2 protein-coding genes are annotated in these 545 nt (G+C 68.6%); both read left to right on the forward strand.

Annotated elements, in window-relative coordinates; translation table 11 throughout:
* Window positions 1–226 (forward strand): transposase (locus tag J4G38_RS21710; protein ID WP_226163652.1); only part of this gene is annotated, 226 nt, incomplete at its 5' end.
* A 20-nt stretch (window positions 227–246) separates the two neighbouring features.
* On the forward strand, window positions 247–545 hold a 299-nt coding region (locus tag J4G38_RS21715), incomplete at its 3' end, for a transposase (protein WP_317198222.1).

The following is a 545-nucleotide window of genomic DNA, read 5'->3' on the forward strand; positions in this document are numbered from 1 at the left end:
CTGGGCGCTGTTGCCGCATGACCTACCGCCCTGGCGCACGGTCTACAAGCAGTTCGAGGCGTGGCGCGAGGACGGGACCTGGGACCGGTTGATGGATGGCCTGCGCCGGAGCGTACGCCAACCGCAGCGCGCGGCCGAGCCCACAGCGGGGGCCATTGACACGCCGTCGGTTCGGACGGGTGCTAAAAGGGGGGCTGTCACGGCGACGATGCGGGCAAACAAGTAGCGGGCCGTAAGCGCCATATCGTGGTCGATACCGAAGGGCTACCCCTGGCGGTGCAGGTCCAGTCGGCCAGCGTGCAAGACCCGGTCGGGGCCGGGGCGGTGCTGGCTGAAGCCAAAGCCCGTGCCCCGAACCTGCAACTCGTTTGGGGCGACGGCCGCTATCAAGGCCCCCTCGTGAACCAAGCAGCCCAAGCGCTGGGTCTGCGGGTGGAAGTGGTGAGCAAGCCGCCGGGGCAAAAAGGCTTTGTGGTGCTGCCCCGGCGCTGGGTCGTCGAACGCACCTTTGCTTGGCTAGGCAAGTACCGGCGCCTCGCCGGGCG

Origin of the sequence: Hymenobacter terricola (genome assembly GCF_017921975.2) — a bacterium.
GTDB classification, from domain to species: Bacteria; Bacteroidota; Bacteroidia; order Cytophagales; family Hymenobacteraceae; genus Hymenobacter; species Hymenobacter terricola.